This is a genomic window from Streptomyces sp. NPDC055013 (genome assembly GCF_053608645.1).
In genome coordinates this window covers 119,958-137,034 of the sequence record NZ_JBSGVW010000015.1, presented here as the reverse complement: position 1 = coordinate 137,034, position 17,077 = coordinate 119,958, and the positions used below count along the sequence as shown (strand labels likewise).

The window sequence follows — 17,077 nt, the reverse complement described above, 5'->3', positions numbered from 1 at the left end:
GGCCGAGGTGGGAGTGCGCCCGCCGACGCGGGCGCCTCACCAGGGCAGGAACGCGTGCACGTCCTTGCCGTCGTCCCGCACCACCACGCTCACCTGGTCGCACAGCGTGTGGATCAGGTACCAGCCGATACCGCCGCCGGTGCCGTTGCCGGGGTGGAACGGACGCGGCTCCGGTGGCGTGGTGCTGGTGTCACTGAACGTCACATGCACACCGTCGAACGTCCTGCGCATCACCAGCCGCAGCGGCCCGGGCGCGTACTGGATCGCATTGGCCGCCAGCTCGCTGACGACCAGCAGGATGTCGTCCCGATACTCGGGCGTCGCCGGCGGGGCCGACCGCGCGAGCGAGGTCAGGAACTTCTCCGCGCTGAGGCGGGCTCTCGTCACATCACCAAATCCCCCGTCAAGCCTGACCTCCCAGTCCTTGATCTCTTCGGACGACGGTTTTTTCCCGCCCCCACGCGATTCGGTCGACATCACACCTTCTTCGGCCCGCTGTCGTTGGCCGCATGACTTGTCGTGCAGGTACTCACCGCTGCTGGTTCCCAGGCTGAGCGCGCCTACGCGTACGGAACGGTAGGAGCCGACGGGACATCGCGGAAGAGGGAGGCCACAGGGCCTGCTGCGCCGGCTCCGAACGCGGCGCATCCCGACTTGATAGGCAAGCAGTGACTTGCCTATGCTGGGGTGGTGGCCGACGACCTTTTCAAAGCCCTGGCCGACCCCACTCGCCGCACGATTCTCGACGAGCTCACGGAGAAGTCCGGGCAGACACTGTTCGAGATCTGCGCGCGGCTGAGCATGAAGCATCAGCTCGGCATCTCGCGTCAGGGGGTCTCCCAGCACCTGGCCGTGCTGGAGGCCGCCGGGCTCGTCGAGACCAGGCGGGAGGGCCGCTACAAGTTCCACGACCTGAACACGACCCCCCTGCGGCAGATCACCGAGCGATGGCTCGTGCCCGACCCATCCGGACCCGAGGAGAGCACCCCATGAAGATCCACCTGACCAGCGTTTTCGTCGACGACCAGGCCAAGGCCGAGCACTTCTACACCGAGGTGCTGGGCTTCGTGAAGAAGCACGACGTCCCGGTGGGCGAGAAGGACCGCTGGCTGACCGTCGTCTCACCCGACGAGCCCGGCGGCACCGAGCTTCTCCTGGAGCCCGCCGGCCACCCGGCCGTGAAGACGTATCGCGACGCCCTCGTCCAGGACGGCATTCCCCTCGCCCAGTTCGCCGTGGACGACGTCCACGCGGAGTACGACCGGCTGAGCAGCCTCGGCGTCCGCTTCACCCAGGAGCCCGTGGTCATGGGCCCCGTCACCACCGCGGTCCTCGACGACACCTGCGGCAACCTGATCCAGATCGCCACGGAGCCGCAGTAGGCAGTCGGCCTGGCAGAAACACGTCCCAACGCGTCGTGCAACTCCGGCTGTTGGCTTCTGACTGACGCGGCGTCACAGTTGGGGGGCGGACGGGCATGCAGGACCGGAGTCCAGCCGAGCTCATCGCCGGGCTGCGGCGACGGATCGACGCCTACGAGGGCGGCGCAGGGGCAGCTGCCGTGCTCGGCCCGCAGGCCCTCGACGATGCCCACGCGGTGCTCCGCCCACTCGACGGGCCGGAGGTGGAGTCGGCGACGGCGGAGGTACTGGCCTGGTTCTTCTGGTACCGGCAGCGGGAGAGTTCCGACCCGGAGGACGCCCAGCAGGCGGCCTGGGCCGCCGTACGGCTCTTCGCGCTCATCCATGAGGGCATACCGGACGCGGCGACCCCGCCGGAGCTGGACCGGATGCTCGCCGTTCACGACGCCGCTCTGGCGTTGGATCCCGGCCAGGCCCGGGAGCAGGTCGACTGGGCCGTCGCGGGGCCCCAGCCCGAACCGCTGCACGGGGCGTTGGGCCAGCGCGCCGCCCCTGTCCAGCACCGGACCCATCCACTCCCTCGACCTGGCGCCCCTCACCGCCGACCTCCGCGTCACCCGCTGGCTGCTGCGCGTGCAGATCACTGCGCGGGAGAGCTGTACGAGCATGTTCATCCGCTGTACGCGACGGCCACCACGAACATGCTGGAGATCGTCGGTGACCGTAGGAGTCCGATGCTGCCCGACCAGGTCGCGCCGACCCACTGGCACGGGCCGGAACATCGGTCGGCTCAGTGACGGAAACAGCCTCCGTCAGCCGACCCGCGCTGCAATGGTCCGCGCGCACACCAGGGACTCGGTGTGCGTCGTGTCCACCTCCAGGTCATAGCCGACCCCTTCGTGCACCACGTCCGCCTGCAGGACGGCCATCCCCTGGACCCGGTCTCCGCGAGCGACCTCACGGCCCGCGGCGACCGCGCTGTCACACCTGACGCCGACCCACAGCACGGCGAGGCCGCTCAAAGCCTTCTGCCACCGTTGCTGGGATGCCGCCCCGCCGAGGAAGACGTCGTCGACGACGACCCTGGCACCCGCGCGGGCCATGGCGGCGACCCCCTCGATCCAGGCGGCGTCCAACGCCCGGAAGTCCGCCCCGACGCTCACCCCGCCATCCGGCGCGAACATGATCCCCTCATCCGCCCCCTGCATCCTCGCGGGCAGGGCGGCGACGAACGAGTCGACCCCGAACGCCAGCCACGGATCCGGCAGTACGGCTTGGAGACACCGTACGATCCCGGACTTTCCCGAGCTGGAACCGCCGTTCAGCACGATCACCTGTGTAGTCACCGCGCCACACTAGGGCGCTTCCCACCCTGCCCCCACGCAATTTCCCGCTGCCCGCCCCCGGCGAAGAACTCGGCGAGCGGCAGAATCGCCGCGCCGACCGTGACCGCGTCCGGGCCGAGACCACCGAGGTCGATGGACACGCGCTCGGCCGGATGGCGCAGGGCGTAGGCGGATGCGTAGCGGCGTACGGCGGGCAGGATGCGGGGGCCGAGCTGGAGTGCCGCCCAGCCGCCGATGAGGATGCGTTCGGGCTGGAAGAGGTTGATCAGGTCGGACAGGCCGGCGCCCAGGTACTCGGCGGCCTCGTCGAGGACGGCGAGGGCCGCCGGGTCGGCGTCGGCGCCGCCGGTGGGGTGGGCCGCGGCGAGCATCGCCGTCAGTGCGGTCTCCTCGTCGGTGCCCTCCGGTAGGTGGCCGCCCTCCTCGCGCCAGCGGTCGAGGAGCGCCTCCGCGCCCGCGTAGGCGTCCAGGCAGCCCAGGGCACCGCAACGGCAGCGGCGCCCCCGGACCCGTACGGTCAGATGCCCCCACTCGACGGAACGGGCCTGCGCCACCTCCTGCGTGACGAGGCAGGCGCCGACGCCGGAGCCGAAGAGGACGACCACCGCGCTGCGGGCGCCGCGGCCGGCGCCGAACCACATCTCGGCGTGGCCGAGGGTCCGGGCTCCGTTGTCGATGAAGTACGGGACGGTATCGGGGAGTTCGCACGTCGAGCGAAGCAGGGATTCGAGCGGTACGGCTTCCCAGCCGATCGTCTGGCCGTGGACCACGGCGCCCTGTTCAGGGGTGCGGGCGACGATGCCGGGGACTCCGATACCCACGCCGAGGAGTTGTTCGGGGGCGATGTCCGTCTCGGCGAGGACCTCGGTGATGCCGTCGCGGATGTGGCCGACGATGACCTCGACGTCGTAGCCCTGACGCTCCAGCGGCCGTTGGGTGCGGGCGAGTTCGGTGAGGGTGAGGTCGAAGAGCTCGACGCGTACGCGGGTCTCTCCGACGTCGACGCCGATCATGTGGCCGCCGACGGGGGCCACGCGCAGCAGGGTGCGGGGGCGGCCGCCGTCGGACTCGACGGTTCCGGCCTCCTCGACGAGGCCGTCGGCCATGAGCTCCGCGACCACATTGCTGATGGAACCGCCACTCAGTCCGGTGGCCGGGGCCAGTTCGAAGCGGCTCAACGGCCCGTCGAAATACAACTGTTGCAGTACGACGGTGCGATTGCCCCGTCGCAGGTCACGCACTGTCCGCCCGTTCCGCCCTGCCATGTGGGTCCCTTCCGACGCCGCCCGAACAGCAACATACCGCCGCGCAGTCTCTTGACGCGCCCTTCCTTCGGGTCTTAAATCACGCTCTAAATTAACCCATGAGCGGCGTTCGGGAAGTGAACGCTCGCGTTGGGCATCCCTCCGGAAAGGGACCCCTGAGCCATGCGCAGAATCCGAGCCGCGGCCGTCGGTGCCGTCACCGTTTCCCTGCTGACCGCCATGACCGCCTGCGGTGGCGGCTCGTCGACGGGCGGCGGGTCCAACGACTCACCGAAGACGCTCACCTACTGGGCCTCCAACCAGGGCGCCAGCATCGAGATCGACAAGAAGGTCCTCCAGCCCGAGCTCGACAAGTTCGAGAAGCAGACCGGGATCGAGGTGAAGCTGGAGGTCATCCCCTGGTCGGACCTGCTGAACCGGATCCTCACCGCGACCACCTCCGGCCAGGGCCCCGACGTCCTCAACATCGGCAACACCTGGAGCGCCTCCCTGCAGGCCACCGGCGCGCTGCTGCCCTGGGACGAGAAGAACTTCACCGCGATCGGCGGCAAGGACCGCTTCGTCGACTCCGCGCTCGGCTCGACCGGCGCGCAGGGCCAGGACCCGGCAGCCGTGCCCCTGTATTCAATGGCGTACGCGCTCTACTACAACAAGAAGCTGTTCGCCGACGCGGGCATAGCCAAGCCCCCGGCCACCTGGGACGATCTGGTCGCCGCGGGCCGCAAGCTGTCGAGGGACGGCAAGTGGGGCCTGGGCGCCGAGGGTTCCAACGCGTCGGAGAACATCCACCACGTCTTCGTCTTCGCCAAGCAGCACGGCGCCGACTTCTTCACGGCCGACGGCAAGCCCGACTTCACCAACGACGGCGCCGTCGACGCGGTCAAGCAGTACGTCGACCTGACGGCCAAGGACAAGGTCGTCGCGCCGGGCAACGCCGAGTACGCCCAGAACCAGTCGGTCAGCGACTTCGCCAAGGGCAAGACCGCGATGCTGCTGTGGCAGAGCGCGTCCGCCAACCTCGAGTCCCAGGGCATGAGCGCGGACGCCTACGGTGTCGCTCCCGTTCCGGTGCAGTCCGGCACTCCCGGCACCGACAAGCAGGTCAACTCCATCGTGGCCGGCATCAACCTCGCCGTGTTCAAGAACACCGACAACGTCGACGGCGCCAAGAAGTTCGTGAAGTTCATGACCAGCGACGAGGAACAGAAGGTCCTGAACACCGCGTTCAGCTCCATCCCGCCGGTGAAGGGCGCCCAGTCGGACGCCTCCTTCAACGCCGGGGCCAACTCCGTCCTCAAGGACACCCTCGCCCAGAGCGCCGCCGCGATGCCGCAGGTCGCCGACGAGTCCCAGTTCGAGACGGCCGTCGGTACGGCCGTGAAGGACCTGTTCGCCGACGCGGCCGCCGGGCGTTCGATCACCACCCAATCGGTGAAGGCGGCGCTCGAGAAGGCCCAGCAGCAGATGCCGACGAAGTGAGCACGATGACGACCGCTGCTCCCGCAGAGGCGGCCCCGCACAAGAGCTCGTCCGGGTCGGCGAAGCAAACACCCCGCCTCCGCCGCCCCGGGCGGATCCGCCGTATCGCACTGCCGTATCTGCTGCTCCTGCCGGCCCTGATCCTCGAACTCCTGGTCCATCTGGTGCCGATGGTGATGGGCATCGTGATGAGCTTCAAGGAGCTCACGCAGTTCTACATCCGTGACTGGGGCGCCGCGCCCTGGACGGGCCTGTCCAACTACGAGGTGTCGGTGGACTTCGACGCCCCCGTGGGTGAGGCGCTGCTGCACTCCTTCTTCGTCACCATCGCCTTCACCCTGCTGTCGGTGGGCCTGTGCTGGCTGATCGGCACGGCGGCGGCGATCTACATGCAGGACACCTTCCGTGGCCGCGGTCTGCTGCGCGCCCTGTTCCTGGTGCCGTACGCGCTGCCCGTGTACGCGGCCGTCATCACCTGGGTGTTCATGTTCCAGCACGACAACGGGCTGGTGAACCATGTCCTGCACGACCAGCTGGGCCTGACCGACAAGCCGTCCTTCTGGCTCATCGGCGACAACAGCTTCGTCGCGCTGCTGGTCGTGTCGGTGTGGAAGGGCTGGCCGTTCGCCTTCCTCATCGTCATGGCCGGTCTGCAGAACATCCCCAAGGAGCAGTACGAGGCCGCGTCCCTCGACGGGGCCGGCATGTGGCAGCAGATCCGCCGGATCACCCTGCCCTCGCTGCGCCCGGTCAACCAGGTCCTGGTGCTCGTGCTGTTCCTGTGGACGTTCAACGACTTCAACACGCCGTTCGTCCTGTTCGGCAGGACCGCTCCGCAGGCCGCGGACCTCATCTCGGTCCACATCTACCAGGCGTCGTTCGTCACCTGGAACTTCGGCACCGGTTCCGCCATGTCCGTCCTGCTGCTGCTCTTCCTGCTCGTGGTGACGGGCGTCTACCTCCTGCTGACCTCCCGAGGAAGGAAGACGGCCGATGTCTAGCACCTCCCGGACGCCCCGCTCGCCGATGGCTCCGCCACGGTCCTACTACTGGTCCCGGCGGATCTTCCTCACCCTGCTCACCGGGTTCGTCCTGGTGCCGGTCTACGTCATGGTCTCCAGCTCGCTGAAGCCACTCGCGGACGTCTCCGGGGAGTTCCGCTGGCTGCCGAGTGAGCTGACGATCCGGCCGTACATCGACATCTGGTCGACCATCCCGCTGGCCCGCTACTTCGTGAACTCGCTGATCGTGGCGGGCGCGGCGACCGTCTGCTCGGTGGTGATCGCGGTGTTCGCGGCGTACGCGGTCAGCCGCCACAACTTCCGGGGCAAGCGCGTCTTCACGGTCACCGTGCTGTCCACGCAGATGTTCCCCGGCATCCTCTTCCTGCTGCCGCTGTTCCTCATCTACGTCAACATCGGCAACGCCACCGGCATCGCCCTGTTCGGCTCGCGCGGCGGTCTGATCCTGACGTATCTGACGTTCTCGCTGCCGTTCTCGATCTGGATGCTGATCGGGTACCTCGACTCGGTGCCGCGGGACCTGGACGAGGCCGCGATGGTGGACGGCTGCGGGCCGCTCGGGGCGCTGTTCCGGGTCGTCGTGCCGGCGGCGATCCCGGGCATCGTCGCGGTCGCCGTGTACGCCTTCATGACCGCCTGGGGCGAAGTGCTGTTCGCCTCGGTGATGACCAACGACACCACCCGCACACTCGCCGTCGGACTCCAGGGCTACTCCACGCTCAACAACGTCTACTGGAACCAGATCATGGCCGCCTCGCTGGTCGTCAGCGTGCCCGTGGTCGCCGGGTTCCTGCTGCTGCAGCGCTATCTCGTCACCGGACTGACGGCCGGAGCCGTCAAGTGACCGGCGCCGCTGTCTCCGGCTCCGCTTCCTCCGACTCCGCTTCCTCCGACTCCGCCGTCTCCGAAAGGAATTCCGTGACCATCGACCTTGCCGCACTCCCCGAGGACTTCCTGTGGGGCACGGCCACGTCGGCCTACCAGATCGAGGGAGCCGTCGCCGAGGACGGCCGCTCGCCCTCGATCTGGGACACGTTCTCGCACACTCCCGGCAAGATCGACAACGACGACCACGGGGACGTCGCCTGCGACCACTACCACCGCTGGCGCGAGGACATCGCGCTGATGCGCCGACTGGGCACCAACGCCTACCGGTTGTCGATCGCGTGGCCGCGTGTGGTGCCCGGCGGCGACGGGCCGGTCAACGCGAAGGGCCTCGACTTCTACGACGCGTTGATCGACGGCCTGCTGGAGGCGGGCATCACTCCGTCCGTCACCCTCTACCACTGGGACCTGCCGCAGACGCTCCAGGACCGGGGCGGCTGGCCGGCCCGCGACACCGCCCAGCACTTCGGCTCGTACGCGGCGGTCGTCGCCGAGCGTCTCGGCGACCGTGTCCAGCACTGGACCACGCTCAACGAGCCGCTGTGCTCCGCCTGGATCGGCCACCTGGAAGGCAAGATGGCGCCGGGCCTGACCGACCTCACGGCGGCCGTCCACGCCTCCTACCATCTCCTCCTCGGCCACGGCCTGGCAGCGCAGGCGATCCGGGCGGCGGCACCGGGCGTGCAGGTCGGCATCGTCAACAACCTGTCCGCCGTCGAGGCCGCCACCGAACGCCCGGAGGACATCGCGGCGGCCCGGCGCCAGGACGGCCACACCAACCGCTGGTGGCTGGATCCGGTCCACGGCCGCGGCTTCCCCAAGGACATGCGCGAGGTCTACGCCGCCACGGCCGGCGTCGAACTCCCGGAACGGCCGGGCGACCTGGAGACCATCGCGCAGCCCCTGGACTGGCTGGGCCTCAACTACTACTTCTCGTCCACCGTCGCCGACGACCCCGACGGTCCGGCCCCGCACGTCCGCACCATCCGCCGCCCCGGCATACCCCGCACGGGCATGGACTGGGAGATCGACGCATCCGGCATCGAGCGCCTCCTGCTCCGGCTGACGCGGGACTACGGCGCCCGCAAGCTGTACGTCACGGAGAACGGCTCGGCCTACCCCGATGTCGTACGCCCCGACGGGACGGTGCACGACCCGGAACGCCAGGAGTATCTGATCGGCCACCTCGCGGCGTGCGCCTCCGCCGCCCGCAAGGGCGCCCCGCTGGCCGGCTACTTCGCCTGGTCGCTGCTGGACAACTTCGAGTGGGCGTACGGCTACGACAAGCGCTTCGGGCTGGTCCATGTCGACTACCGCACCCAGGCCCGCACCATCAAGGGCAGCGGCCACCGGTACGCGGACATCATCCGGGCGCATGCGGAAAGGGCACGTCACGCCGCCTAGCGGGCCGCCCGCCCGGCAGTCGCCCGCAGTCGTGGTGGTGCCGATGAGCCGTCACCACGAGGGCGCCGGCGCGGCCGACGCCGTACCGGGCGGCGCCGGTTGAGCCGGAGGCATCGCGGTGCCTCCGGCCGGGCGCTCGACCGGTGAACGGTCCCCGCGGCGGCCGTACGCCCCGCGGGTGACCGTTTCGCCGGCCTCTACCGGCGGCTGCGCACGAGCAGGTAGAGGAAGTACGGCGTGCCGATCACCGCGGTCATCAGACCGGCGCCGAGCTGGGCGGGCGCGATCACGGTGCGGCCGAGCAGGTCGGCGGTGCACACGAGCGCGGCGCCGAGCAGCACGGAGACCGGGATCACCCGGACGTGCGGTCGGCCCACGAGCGCACGGGCCGCGTGCGGGGCGACCAGGCCCACGAAGCCGATCGTGCCCGCGGCGGCGACCGCGGTGGCGGCGAGCAGGACGCTCAGGAGGAGGAAGCCGAGGCGCCCACGCGCCAGGTTGAGCCCGAGCAGTCTCGGGGTGTCCTCGTCGAGGGACACGAGGTCGAGTTCCGCGCGCCGCAGCACAGCGATGGCCACGCCGATGGCGAGGACGGCTGCGAGCGGTGCGATGTCGGGCAGGGTCCGTCCGTAGGTGGAACCGGACAGCCAGGTCAGGGCCTTGGCGGCGTTGAACGGGTCGGTGAGGACGATCAGCAGGCTGACCAGCGCGGTTGAGCCGGTCGCCATGCCGATGCCGACGAGCACGAGCCGGTTCTGCTGGAATCCGCCCCGCGCGGCGAGTCCGAAGACGACGACGGAGCTGATCGCGGCGCCCGCGAACGCCGCGCCGGCCACGCTCCACGATCCGGCCAGCGGCACGGTCGTCACCAGGAGCACCGCGCCGAGCGCTGCCCCGCCGGAGACGCCCAGGACTCCGGGCTCCGCGAGCGGATTGCGCGTGACGGCCTGGACGAGCGTTCCGGCCAGGGCGAGTGCCGCGCCCGCGAGGAGCGCCGCGAGAACCCGGGGCATACGGGTGTCGAGGACGAACGAGACGGCCCGACCTGCCCTGCCCTGCGCCCAGTTGACGACGTCGCCCAGCAGCAGCTTGCTGTCGCCGAGCAGCACCGCGGCGATCGTCACGCCGACGAGCACCGCCACCAGGACGACCGTGGTGGTGACGAAGACGGTCCGGCTCCTGATGCGCAGCCGGTCCGGTGCGGCGGCCGCGGCCGTGTCCTTCAGCCGCGTGGCCATCACGATCAGGAACACTGCGCCGACGAGGCTGGTGACGACGCCCGTCGGCACGGCGACCGCCAGGTCCGTGGGCACGAGGGCCCGTAGCAGCACGTCCGAGCCGAGGACCAGCGCCGCACCGGTCAGGCCGGCCACCGGAAGACTCGCACCCGCCCGGGTGAACCCGCGGAACCTGCGGGCGAGGGGACGCACGAGCGCGGGGGCGCACAGGCCGACGAAGCCTATGGGCCCGGCGAGGGTGACGGCAGCCGCGGAGAGCAGCGCCGCGCACACGACCGCCGTGACCCGGGTGGCACGCACCGGCACACCCAGTCCGCGGGCGGCGTCGTCGCCCAGGGCCAGGGCGTCGACCCGGCGGGCGACCAGCAACAGCCCGAGGAGGCCGATGACGCCGAGCGGCGCGAGCTGGGCCACGCCGTCGAACCCGCTCTGGGCGATGCTGCCCTGGTTCCACTGGTAGAGGCCGTGGGTCTCCTGGGGGAAGAGCAGGAGCAGCCCCTCGGTCACGGCGTTCAGGCCGAGGGCGAGGGCGCTGCCGGCGAGCACGAGCCGGACGGTTCCCGCGCCCAGGCCGGACAGGCCGAGCACGACGGACACCGCCACGAGGCCCCCGGCGAACGCGACGCCGGAGGAGGCGAGCAGGGGCAGCGACACCCCCGTGACGGCGGCCAGCCCGAGAGCCAGGTAGGAGCCCGCGTTCACGGCGAGGGTGTCGGGCGAGGCGAGCACGTTGCGGCTGATCGCCTGCAGGGTGGCACCCGCCATCCCGAGTACGGCCCCGACGAGGAGCCCGGCGGCCATGCGCGGCAGCCGGGACGCGACGACGACGGAGGCGTCGGCCGGGTCGGCCCGGCCGGTGAGCGCCTTGAACACCTCGCCGGCGCCGACGGCGGCCGTGCCCTGCGTGATGTCCACGACCGCCAGACCTGCGACCAGCAGGACCAGAGCGGCCGTCACCGCGGCCGCGCCGGTCCGGGACGTGGCGGTGGCCGCGGGCGGACGGGTGGCGGGAGTTGTCGCGGTGACGGCCATGGTGTTACTTCGTCAGCTCCTTGACGAGGGCGTCGATGTACGCCCCCATCGACTCCTGGCCGCCGAACATCCAGATGCCGTCGGGCAGTCGGTGGACGTTGCCCTTCTTCACGAACGGCAGCGAGGTCCACACCTTGTCCTTGGACAGGGCGCCGGTGGCGGTGAAGGGGGTGCTGCTCTTGTCGCCGTCGTTGGCGATGTAGGCGAACTGCACGTCGTCGCCGAGCTTGGTGAGCCCCTCGACGTCGGTGGTGCCGAGCCCGTAGTCCTTGTCGCCCTTGACCGTCCAGGCGTTCTTCAGACCGAGCTCCTCGTTGACCGCGCCGATGAGCGAACCGCTGGTGAACGGCCTGATGGAAACCTGGTTGGAGATGTCGTAGCCGTCGGCGAAGGCGAACTCGGCGCCGTCGAGGCCGGCGCCCGCGAGGGCCTTCTTGCCTTCGGCGACCTTCGCGTCGAACTCGTCCTTGATCTTCTCGGCCTGGTCGGTGGTGCCGGTGGCCTTGGCGATGAGGTCGAGGTTCTCCGTCATCTGCCCGATCGGGTCGGAGGCGTCGGCGGAGCGCACCTCCAGGACGGGGGCGACCTTGCGCAGCTGCTTCACGGCGGCCGGCGGCAGGTCGGTGCTGGCGACGATGAGGTCGGGCGCCAGTGCGGCGATGGTGTCCATGCTGGGCTCGCCGCGGGTGCCGATGTCCTTCGGCTCGTTCTTCAGCGGGACCGCGGTGTCCCAGGTGTTGTAGCCCTTGACGTCGGCGACGCCGACCGGGTCGACGCCCAGCGACACCAGGAGCTCGACTTCGTGCCACTCGGTTCCGACGACCTTCTTGGCCGGCCCGTCGAGTTCGACCTTCTTGCCGGAGGCGTCGGTGAGGGTGATGGCCTCGCCGGCCTTCTTCGCGTCGTCGTTGTCGGCGGCGGGCTCGGTGGTACCGCAGGCGGTCAGGGTGAGGGCCGCGGCGGTGGCGACCGCCGCGGTGGTGAGGAGGCGTCTCATGAGGGTGTGCTGAGCCTTTCGGTTCGCGTGTGGTGCCGGCCGATCGCGCGGGTGCGCAGCCGGCCCGTCAGGGGGTCGGTGTCGACTTCGATGCGGATGCCGTAGATGTCGGTCAGCCGCTGAGCCGTCAGTACGTCCTCGGGGAGACCGTCCGCGACGATCCGCCCCTCGTGGAGGAGCACGATGCGGTCGGCGAGGGCCGCGGCCTGGTCGAGGTCGTGCAGGACGGCGCCCACGGCGATCCCGTGGTCGTCCGCCAAGTCGCGGATGAGGTCGAGGAGTTCGATCTGGTAGCGCAGGTCGAGGTAGGTCGTGGGTTCGTCGAGGAGCAGTACGCCGGTCTCCTGCGCGAGGCAGCCGGCGAGCCACACGCGCTGGAGCTGTCCGCCGGAGAGATGCTCGGCGCCCCGCTCGGCGAGCTCGGCGACGCCGGTCATGGTGAGCGCGCGCTCCACCGCGGCCGGGCCGCCCGGGTCGGCCCTGCCCCAACGGCCCCGGTACGGGTAGCGGCCGAATTCCACAACGTCCCGTACGGTCAGGCCGCTGGGCGTGGGGCGCCCCTGCGTCAACAGGGCCACGCGGCGCGAGAACTCACGCGGGGTCAGCGCCAGTCCGTCGGCGCCGTCGATGACGAGCGTCGCGCTCCTGGGCCGCTGCAACCGCGAGACCGTCCGCAGCAGCGTCGACTTCCCACTGCCGTTCGGCCCCACCAGCACGGTCACTTCACCCGGCCGCAGCGTCACCGACGCGTCGTGTACGACGTCCACGCCCTCGTAGGCCACGGTGACATCCGTGGCCGACAGCTCATGACCGCGGGGGCTGACCGCCGCGGTGATCTCTTCACCTGCTTGCACGCGGCACAGGTTAGCCTAACCTTACCCAAACTTGTGAGGGGTGGGTGGCTCCGAGCGCAAGAAGGGGATCAGCCAAAGGTCGAGCCTCCGCCGGACGACCTCCCCTGCGAAGCCCGCCCGGGATCTGCGGCACCTCGCGCCGCCCCCATGATCTCCGCCACGATTTGAGCCTTCAGTTCCGAGTACGCCAGCAGAGTCGACGCCCGCCGAGCGGCTTCCCGCTTCGCGGCTGCGTATCGGGCCATCGCGTCCGGATGAGCGATCAGATAGTCCCGGAAGAGGAGATTGTCGGCCCACAATCGCCCCTGCCGCTCGACCACATAAACATTGGCAGCAAGCCCGGAACGCCGGCGCAGGTACTGCCGCCCGGAGACCCCGGCCTCCCCCAGGCACTCGAACCCCAGCCGCTCAATGCGGGCGACAGCGACCTCGATTCCGCCGGCCGGGCAACCGACCTGAACGTCGATGACCGGCTTGGCCTCGAGTCCTGGAACGGCAGTGGACCCGATGTGCGCCACCTCCACGGGCATTCCGCTCAGCGCTGCCGAGATGTCCCGGACCAGCGTCCGGCCCTGATCCACCCAGGCCGGATCAGGAGCGACGACGCGGATCGGTTCGTCGAGTTCAACCACGGCACCACGCTATCGGCGCCGGTCACATGGGTTCGGCGTATTTGCCCAGGTCGCTGGCGTTCAGCGCGGCTTTGTCGTTGAAGCCGATGACGTAGCCGTCGAGGTCGCGGATGTAGAACATGCGCTGACCGGTTTCGTCGGTGGTCATCTCCTTGACGACTTCGGCGCGCTGGGAAGCGTGCTCGTAGAAGGCGTCGAGGTCGTCGACGGCGAAGTAGAACATGCCGGCGAAACCGAGAGGCTGGTCCTCGAGGACGGGGAGCCACTGCTTGAGGTCGGCGTTGCGGTAGAGCATGGCGCAGAACTCGCCCTTGTGGAGGAGCATGTGGATGTCGTCCCCCGGGCGCGAGGTGCTGGAGTCGGCGTCGAAGCCCAGCCTCTTGTAGAAGGCGAGGCTGGCGGCGGTGTCGGACACGCTGATGCACGGAACGAAGGGCACGGAGGACTCCTGATCTGCAGGCGTTTTCACCCGTTGTGACACACCTCGTTCCGGAGCGCATGTCGACGGGGCCGGCATTCGAGTTGAGACGATACGCATCGTCTTGCTACAGTGGACGTATGCGTTTCTTCTTCTTTCTCTGAGTCCGGGCACGGCCGATGCCGCCGTTTCTGCTGCCCGTAGACACTTCGCATTCCCAGGGAAAGTCACATGCGCGAACGCGCCCACACCGCTGCCCCCACCGCCGTGGCGCAGCTGTCCGTCAAGGACGTCACCAAGTCCTACGGCACCCGCACCGTCCTCGACCAGGTCACCTTCACCGTCCGCCCCGGCGAGAAAGCCGCCGTCATCGGCGAGAACGGCTCCGGCAAGTCCACCTTGCTGCGACTGCTGGCCGAAGCCGAGATGCCGGACGCCGGGGAGATCACCGTCAGCTTCCCCGGAGGCGTCGGCCACCTCACCCAGACCCTCGACCTCGACCCGGACTGCACCGTGCAGGACGCCGTCGACCTCGCCCTGACCGAACTGCGTGACATGGAGCGCCGCCTGCGCGAGGCGGAGGAGAGCCTCGGCGAGGCATCGCCGGCCGAGCTCGCCGCGTACGGCGAGCTGCTGATGGCGTACGAGGAACGCGGTGGATACGAGGCGGACGCCCGCGTCGACGCCGCCATGCACGGGCTCGGGATCGCCGGGATCACCCGCGCCCGCGTGCTCGGGTCACTCTCCGGCGGCGAACAGTCACGGCTCGCGCTCGCCTGTGTACTGGCTGCCTCGCCCGAGCTGCTGCTCCTGGACGAGCCCACGAACCACCTCGACGCGACGGCCGTGCGCTGGCTCGAGGACCACCTGCGCGCACAACGCGGCACCGTCGTCGCGGTGACCCACGACCGTGGCTTCCTCGAACACATCGCCACCACGATCCTCGAAGTCGACCGGGATGCGCACACCGTGCGACGGTACGGCGACGGCTGGACCGGCTACCGCACCGCGAAGGCCGCCGCCCGCCGCCGCGCGGAGCAGGAGCACGCGGACTGGCTGGAAGAAGTGGTCCGTACCGAGGAGCTCGTCGAGGCCGCCGGCAAGCGGCTGGCCGGCACCGGCAAGGACCCCCGGCAGGGCTTCGGCAAGCACCGCCGCTCCCACGAGGCGAAGCTCGGCGGGCAGGTCCGTGCGGCCCGGGAACGGCTGGCCCACCTGCGGCGCAACCCGATCGCCGCGCCTCCGGAACCCCTGCGGTTCACGGCGGCCCTGTCGGTGGGCAGCGAGCATTCAGGCGAGCACCCGCTCGCCGAAATCCACGACGTCGGGGTCGGCGAGCGGCTGAGCCTGGACGGCACGCTGACGATCACACCCGGGCAGCGAGTCCTCGTCACCGGCGAGAACGGAGCGGGCAAGACGACACTGCTGCGCGTCCTCGCGGGCGACCTGGAGCCGGACTCCGGCGCGGTCCGCCGCCCCGCGCGGATCGGGTACCTCGCGCAGGAGCTGCCCCCGCGTTCCACACGGCTCCCATTGCTCGCCGCCTTCGCGGCCGGACGGCCCGGGCTGCCCGAGGAGTACGCCGATCAGTTCCTGGCGCTCGGCCTGTTCCGTGAGGACGACCTGCACGTCCCGGTGGCCGCGCTGTCGGCCGGCCAGCAACGGCGACTCCAGATCGCGATCCTGGTGACCCGGCCCGCGGACCTCCTTGTACTCGACGAACCGACGAACCACATCGCGCTCGACCTGGTCGAGGACCTGGAGGCGGCGCTGGCGGCGTACCCGGGAGCGGTGGTCGCGGTCTCGCACGACCGCGGCTTCCGCGAGCGGTTCGCCGGGGAGCGGTTGGCGCTGCGCGCCGGACGCAGGTACTGAACGCGCTCCTCCGCGAGCTTTGTCATGCCCGTATCTAGACCTCTGGGGCTCGCTGGTTCACGGTGGTCCCTCCTATCCGCCCTACCGGCCTGGAGGGACACCGCGGTGAGACGTAGGCGATTTGTGGCAGGGGCGATCGGCACACTCTCGGGAGTCGCGCTCGGCCCGGGCCAGGCCCTGGCCGACGTACCGAAGCCCCGTGCGCAGGGCTGGCAGGCCGTGCCGGCACCCGGCAGCACTCCGGCCGCGCAGCTGCGGCGTATCGCCGCCGTCGGACCTCAACTGGCCTGGGCCGTGGGCGAGGAGGCCCGCGGTGGGCCGTCGCAGGGGCGAGCCCTGGCCATGCTGTGGAACGGCAGCGCGTGGACGAAGACCGACCTGTCGCACCTGAGCCATACGCGCCTGAGCGATATCGCCGGTGTCTGCGCGACCGCGGCGTGGAGCGTGGGCCAGCCAGTCGGCACCGGCAGCCCGTTGCTGCGCTGGGACGGAACCACCTGGCGCGAGGCAACTTTCCCGGGCCAGGGCGAGGCGGACGTCCGGCTGAACGCGGTGGCGGTGGGCCGGGACCGGCAGGTGTGGATCTGCGGCAGCCGAGGCGGCGCCGCCCGCCTGCTGCACGGGGACGGGCAACGCTGGCGATGGCTGGACCCATTGCCCGTGGCGAGCGTGAATCTGTACCAGGTGGTCCTGCGTTCGCCCGGCGAGGTCTGGGTGAGCGGCGACCAGTCGAACGGCGGCGGATGGTCCGGGCTGGTGGCCCGCTGGGACGGAGCCTGGACCGTACTGCCCCCGGTCCCGGGCCTGCGCCTGAGCATCGCCGACCTCCACGCGGCCGGTCCGGACGATGTGTGGGCGGTGGGCACCGAGATGGGCGTCGGCGGGCCGCCCGGCCGTCCGGGCAACCCGTCCATGAGCCACTGGGACGGCACGGCCTGGACGCGGGTGGAAACGGGCTTCGTCGCCGGCTCGTTGACCGGCATCGCGGGCGATGCGCAGGGCCGGGCCGCGTGGATCTCGGGCTGGAACTTCCAGGACCAGAGTCGCAGTACGTACCTACGCCGGGACGGAAGCACCTGGACCCTCGTTCGGGGGCCGGCCGGCGCGGCACCGGCGCCGTATCTCAATGCCGTGACGTCCATCCCCGGCACCAGCGGGTTCTGGTCCGTGGGCATGACGAGCCCGAACCCGTTTCCGCCGACCGAGGCGTACACGGAACGCCTCGAAGCCTGAGGCGGATCCGGGACAGAGGGTGAGAGCCGGGCCGCC

At 70.3% G+C, this 17,077-nt stretch carries 17 protein-coding genes; 9 read left to right on the top strand and 8 right to left on the bottom strand.

Annotated features, from left to right (window positions below):
• Nucleotides 1–36 precede the first annotated feature (36 nt).
• Complete coding sequence (locus ACWGDB_RS20890; RefSeq protein ID WP_453823758.1) at nt 37–477, bottom strand: ATP-binding protein; 441 nt, start codon at nt 475–477, stop codon at nt 37–39.
• 213 nt (nt 478–690) lie between these two features.
• Here ACWGDB_RS20890 and ACWGDB_RS20885 point away from each other — a divergent pair, with 213 nt between their 5' ends.
• The 3 genes from ACWGDB_RS20885 (at nt 691) to ACWGDB_RS20875 (ending at nt 2,158) form a co-directional block, all read left to right on the top strand.
• Nucleotides 691–993: an ArsR/SmtB family transcription factor gene (locus ACWGDB_RS20885; RefSeq protein ID WP_453823757.1), complete on the top strand. Its 303-nt coding sequence runs from the start codon at nt 691–693 to the stop codon at nt 991–993.
• A complete protein-coding gene (locus ACWGDB_RS20880; protein ID WP_453823756.1) occupies nt 990–1,382 on the top strand; it encodes a VOC family protein in 393 nt (130 codons plus the stop codon). The genes ACWGDB_RS20885 and ACWGDB_RS20880 overlap by 4 nt, the downstream gene beginning before the upstream one ends.
• A 95-nt stretch (nt 1,383–1,477) precedes the next feature.
• Nucleotides 1,478–2,158 (top strand): hypothetical protein, encoded by a 681-nt coding sequence (locus ACWGDB_RS20875; RefSeq protein ID WP_453823755.1) that lies wholly within the window; start codon nt 1,478–1,480, stop codon nt 2,156–2,158.
• Between the two features lie 15 nt (nt 2,159–2,173).
• Here ACWGDB_RS20875 and cpt read toward each other — a convergent pair whose 3' ends face one another.
• Nucleotides 2,174–2,707 (bottom strand): chloramphenicol phosphotransferase CPT, encoded by a 534-nt coding sequence (cpt, locus tag ACWGDB_RS20870; RefSeq protein WP_453823754.1) that lies wholly within the window; start codon nt 2,705–2,707, stop codon nt 2,174–2,176.
• On the bottom strand, nt 2,704–3,972 hold the full coding sequence (locus ACWGDB_RS20865) for an ROK family protein (protein WP_453823753.1): 1,269 nt from the start codon (nt 3,970–3,972) through the stop codon (nt 2,704–2,706). The genes cpt and ACWGDB_RS20865 overlap by 4 nt, the downstream gene beginning before the upstream one ends.
• A gap of 162 nt (nt 3,973–4,134) precedes the next feature.
• On the opposite strand from ACWGDB_RS20865, the gene ACWGDB_RS20860 reads away from it, so the two are divergent.
• From ACWGDB_RS20860 to ACWGDB_RS20845, 4 genes are all read left to right on the top strand, one after another.
• On the top strand, nt 4,135–5,451 hold the full coding sequence (locus tag ACWGDB_RS20860; protein ID WP_453823752.1) for an ABC transporter substrate-binding protein: 1,317 nt from the start codon (nt 4,135–4,137) through the stop codon (nt 5,449–5,451).
• A 5-nt stretch (nt 5,452–5,456) separates the two neighbouring features.
• Nucleotides 5,457–6,452 carry a carbohydrate ABC transporter permease gene (locus ACWGDB_RS20855; RefSeq protein ID WP_453823751.1) on the top strand — a complete coding sequence of 332 codons (996 nt, stop codon included), beginning with the start codon at nt 5,457–5,459 and terminating at the stop codon, nt 6,450–6,452.
• A gap of 25 nt (nt 6,453–6,477) precedes the next feature.
• Nucleotides 6,478–7,317 (top strand): carbohydrate ABC transporter permease, encoded by an 840-nt coding sequence (locus ACWGDB_RS20850; protein WP_383606240.1) that lies wholly within the window; start codon nt 6,478–6,480, stop codon nt 7,315–7,317.
• Between the two features lie 74 nt (nt 7,318–7,391).
• Nucleotides 7,392–8,762, top strand: coding sequence for a GH1 family beta-glucosidase (locus tag ACWGDB_RS20845; RefSeq protein WP_453823750.1), 1,371 nt, complete (start codon nt 7,392–7,394; stop codon nt 8,760–8,762).
• Nucleotides 8,763–8,959: 197 nt separating this feature from the next.
• On the opposite strand, the gene ACWGDB_RS20840 is transcribed toward ACWGDB_RS20845, so the two are convergent.
• From ACWGDB_RS20840 to ACWGDB_RS20820, 5 genes are all read right to left on the bottom strand, one after another.
• Nucleotides 8,960–11,032: an iron ABC transporter permease gene (locus ACWGDB_RS20840; RefSeq protein ID WP_453823749.1), complete on the bottom strand. Its 2,073-nt coding sequence runs from the start codon at nt 11,030–11,032 to the stop codon at nt 8,960–8,962.
• A gap of 4 nt (nt 11,033–11,036) precedes the next feature.
• Entirely contained in the window at nt 11,037–12,029 is a 993-nt protein-coding gene (locus tag ACWGDB_RS20835; RefSeq protein ID WP_453823748.1) for an iron-siderophore ABC transporter substrate-binding protein, read from the bottom strand.
• A complete protein-coding gene (locus tag ACWGDB_RS20830) occupies nt 12,026–12,883 on the bottom strand; it encodes an ABC transporter ATP-binding protein (protein ID WP_383605917.1) in 858 nt (285 codons plus the stop codon). The genes ACWGDB_RS20835 and ACWGDB_RS20830 overlap by 4 nt, the downstream gene beginning before the upstream one ends.
• 68 nt (nt 12,884–12,951) lie before the next feature.
• Nucleotides 12,952–13,515, bottom strand: coding sequence for a GrpB family protein (locus tag ACWGDB_RS20825; RefSeq protein WP_453823747.1), 564 nt, complete (start codon nt 13,513–13,515; stop codon nt 12,952–12,954).
• Nucleotides 13,516–13,537: 22 nt separating this feature from the next.
• Nucleotides 13,538–13,954 (bottom strand): VOC family protein, encoded by a 417-nt coding sequence (locus ACWGDB_RS20820; RefSeq protein ID WP_453823746.1) that lies wholly within the window; start codon nt 13,952–13,954, stop codon nt 13,538–13,540.
• Nucleotides 13,955–14,164: 210 nt separating this feature from the next.
• Here ACWGDB_RS20820 and abc-f point away from each other — a divergent pair, with 210 nt between their 5' ends.
• Nucleotides 14,165–15,808, top strand: coding sequence for a ribosomal protection-like ABC-F family protein (gene abc-f / locus ACWGDB_RS20815; protein ID WP_453823745.1), 1,644 nt, complete (start codon nt 14,165–14,167; stop codon nt 15,806–15,808).
• Between the two features lie 105 nt (nt 15,809–15,913).
• Nucleotides 15,914–17,041 carry a hypothetical protein gene (locus ACWGDB_RS20810; RefSeq protein ID WP_453823744.1) on the top strand — a complete coding sequence of 376 codons (1,128 nt, stop codon included), beginning with the start codon at nt 15,914–15,916 and terminating at the stop codon, nt 17,039–17,041.
• Nucleotides 17,042–17,077: the final 36 nt, after the last annotated feature.

What these genes read in the sequence shown, in the direction of transcription:
- ACWGDB_RS20890 (WP_453823758.1), bottom strand. Translation starts at nt 477, where the DNA reads ATGTCGACCGAATCGCGTGGGGGCGGGAAAAAACCGTCGTCCGAAGAG.
- ACWGDB_RS20880 (WP_453823756.1), top strand. Translation starts at nt 990, where the DNA reads ATGAAGATCCACCTGACCAGCGTTTTCGTCGACGACCAGGCCAAGGCC.
- ACWGDB_RS20875 (WP_453823755.1), top strand. Translation starts at nt 1,478, where the DNA reads ATGCAGGACCGGAGTCCAGCCGAGCTCATCGCCGGGCTGCGGCGACGG.
- ACWGDB_RS20865 (WP_453823753.1), bottom strand. Translation starts at nt 3,972, where the DNA reads ATGGCAGGGCGGAACGGGCGGACAGTGCGTGACCTGCGACGGGGCAAT.
- ACWGDB_RS20860 (WP_453823752.1), top strand. Translation starts at nt 4,135, where the DNA reads ATGCGCAGAATCCGAGCCGCGGCCGTCGGTGCCGTCACCGTTTCCCTG.
- ACWGDB_RS20855 (WP_453823751.1), top strand. Translation starts at nt 5,457, where the DNA reads ATGACGACCGCTGCTCCCGCAGAGGCGGCCCCGCACAAGAGCTCGTCC.
- ACWGDB_RS20850 (WP_383606240.1), top strand. Translation starts at nt 6,478, where the DNA reads ATGGCTCCGCCACGGTCCTACTACTGGTCCCGGCGGATCTTCCTCACC.
- ACWGDB_RS20840 (WP_453823749.1), bottom strand. Translation starts at nt 11,032, where the DNA reads ATGGCCGTCACCGCGACAACTCCCGCCACCCGTCCGCCCGCGGCCACC.
- ACWGDB_RS20835 (WP_453823748.1), bottom strand. Translation starts at nt 12,029, where the DNA reads ATGAGACGCCTCCTCACCACCGCGGCGGTCGCCACCGCCGCGGCCCTC.
- abc-f (WP_453823745.1), top strand. Translation starts at nt 14,165, where the DNA reads ATGCGCGAACGCGCCCACACCGCTGCCCCCACCGCCGTGGCGCAGCTG.